Genomic DNA, 2,282 nt, shown 5'->3' on the forward strand with positions numbered 1-2,282 from the left:
CGAGCCCGACGTCGACAACGCCGACATCACGCGCGGCCGCGTGCGGCACGTCAAGGACCCGCGTCCCGTCGTCGCGCAGTGGCGTGCCCGTGCCGAGGCCGAGGGCCTGTCGATCCGCGACCTCGTCGCGGCCGCGAGGTGCGCGAGCAGCACGCCGGGCGACGTCGACGCCACCATCGGCATCGCGTGGTGCTCCGCGACCCAGAACCGGCGGTAGCCGAGCGCGTCGGCCGCCCGTGCGAGGCGGGTCGTCGCGGCGAGCGCGTCGGCGCTGCTCTGGCCCGCGCTGAGCGGGGCGGTGTCGAGGACGGAGAGCGGGATGGTCACGTCGAGGGGCAACGCCGCACGGCGCCGTCGTCATCCCGCGCGCGTCCGACCGTGACGCGACGCACGCCCCGCCAGCCGGGCTCGGCCTGCGGGTGGGCGTGCGTCGGTCAGGGCACCGTCAGGGGTACAGGCCGCGGATCTTGTGCGCCTCCGCGACCCGCCGGACCCCGATCGTCAGCGCCGCGTCGCGCAGCGACACCCCCTCGGCGTGCGCGAGCGACGCGACCGCCCGGTACGACGCGAGCATGCGGTGCTCGAGCCGCTCCGCGATCTCGTTCTCGGTCCACCAGTACGCCTGGTTCGCCTGCACCCACTCGAAGTACGACACGACGACGCCGCCCGCGTTCGCGAGGATGTCCGGCACGACGACGACGCCCCGCTCGGCGAGCGCCGCGTCGCCCTCGGTCGTCGTCGGGCCGTTGGCGCCCTCGACCACCCAGCGCGCCTTGACCTGGCGCGCGGTGTCCGCGTCGATCACCCCCTCGACGGCCGCCGGGATGAGCACGTCGACGTCGAGCGACAGCAGCTCGGCGTTGTCGACGGCCTCGCCGCCCTCGAACTCGTGCACGGCTCCGCCGTCGGCGACGTGCCGCAGCAGCGCGGGCACGTCGAGCCCGTCGGACGCCCGCACGCCACCGTGCTCGTCGCTCACGGCCACGACGCGTGCTCCCGACTCCGCGAGGATGCGCGCCGCGGGCGCGCCGACCTTCCCGAAGCCCTGCACGGCGACCGACACCTCGTCGAGCCGCACGCCCGCGTCGCCGAGCGCGGCCTCGGCCGCGTGCACCACGCCGCGCGACGTCGCCGTCGGACGCCCGAGCGACCCGCCGACCGTGAGCGGCTTGCCCGTGGTCACCGCGGGGATCGTGTACCCGAGGTTGACCGAGTACGTGTCCATGATCCAGGCCATGGTCTGCTCGTTCGTGCCGATGTCGGGCGCCATGATGTCCCGCTCGGGGCCGATGATCGGCATGATCTCGCTCGTGTAGCGGCGCGTGACTCGCTCGAGCTCCGACTGCGAGTACAGGCGCGGGTCGATCGTCACGCCGCCCTTCGCGCCGCCGTAGGGCACGTCGACGACCGCGCACTTCCACGTCATCCACATCGCCAGCGCCCGGACCTCGTCCGGGTCGACGGACGCCGAGTAGCGCAGGCCGCCCTTGCCGGGTCCGCGCGAGATGTTGTGCTGCACGCGGTAGCCCGTGAAGAGCTCGATCTCCCCGGTGTCCCGACGCAGGGGCACGGCCACGTTCATCTCGCGACGTGGCGTCGCGAGCATCCGGTGCATGCCCTCGTCGTAGCCGAGGATCTGGACGGCGTCCGCGAGCTGGGCCTGCGCGGTCGCCAGCGGGGACGAGGGACGGGGCGTCGTTGCCGAGTCGGTCACGTGCCCACCATGCCACCGCTCGCTGCGCGCGCCACCGCGACGCACGCCGGGATCACCCGCCCCGTCACCCGAGCGCCGCGGGCGTCGTCAGCAGAGCTGGGCGTCCGCCATCGGCTTGAGCACCGAGCCGCCCAGGTGCCGCGAGTGCCGCGCCGGGACCAGCACGCACGTGCCGAACGAGCCGTTGCTGTAGCGGCCCTTGACGAACACGTCGGTGTCCCGGCAGTTCACCGACCGCACCGTGTACGGCGTCGGCTTGAAGACGTACACGCCGCCGAGCGCCGGGCCGCAGAACTCCTCCGCGTCCTCGATGGTCGCGAGGATGCCGACCGTGCCGTCGTCGGCCGCGCCCGGCGGCGGGGTGAGCGTCGTCGACGTCTCCGGGTCGTCGGTGACCGCCCCGAGCGCGGGTGCGGCCACCAGGACGCCGCCCGTCGCGACGGCCAGGCCGACGGCGGCGCGGACGAGACGGGCGCGGACGAGACGACGGACGAGCATGCTGCCCCCTGGACGGGTCGACGACGGTGTCGGGCGTCCGACGCGGCGGACGCGCCCAGGATGGTCGGCG

3 protein-coding genes and 1 pseudogene are annotated in these 2,282 nt (G+C 74.5%); 1 reads left to right on the forward strand and 3 read right to left on the reverse strand.

Annotation, left to right across the window (positions count from 1 at the left end; translation table 11 throughout):
* Window positions 1-217 (forward strand): hypothetical protein (locus tag HGA02_RS21175; RefSeq protein WP_246247978.1); only part of this gene is annotated, 217 nt, incomplete at its 5' end.
* On the opposite strand, the pseudogene HGA02_RS21180 reads toward HGA02_RS21175, so the two are convergent.
* The 3 genes and pseudogenes from HGA02_RS21180 to HGA02_RS16900 all read right to left on the reverse strand — a co-directional run.
* A pseudogene (locus tag HGA02_RS21180) lies at window positions 181-327 on the reverse strand (LLM class flavin-dependent oxidoreductase); the annotation flags it as partial. The gene HGA02_RS21175 and the pseudogene HGA02_RS21180 sit on opposite strands and share 37 nt — an antisense overlap.
* A gap of 118 nt (window positions 328-445) precedes the next feature.
* Complete coding sequence (locus HGA02_RS16895) at window positions 446-1,714, reverse strand: Glu/Leu/Phe/Val dehydrogenase dimerization domain-containing protein (protein WP_168680322.1); 1,269 nt, start codon at window positions 1,712-1,714, stop codon at window positions 446-448.
* Between the two features lie 87 nt (window positions 1,715-1,801).
* A complete protein-coding gene (locus HGA02_RS16900; protein ID WP_168680324.1) occupies window positions 1,802-2,212 on the reverse strand; it encodes a hypothetical protein in 411 nt (136 codons plus the stop codon).
* Between the last annotated feature and the right edge of the window lie 70 nt (window positions 2,213-2,282).

This window comes from Cellulomonas septica (assembly GCF_012396155.1).
Lineage (GTDB): Bacteria > Actinomycetota > Actinomycetes > Actinomycetales > Cellulomonadaceae > Cellulomonas > Cellulomonas septica.

What these genes read in the sequence shown, in the direction of transcription:
- HGA02_RS16900 (WP_168680324.1), bottom strand. Translation starts at nt 2,212, where the DNA reads ATGCTCGTCCGTCGTCTCGTCCGCGCCCGTCTCGTCCGCGCCGCCGTC.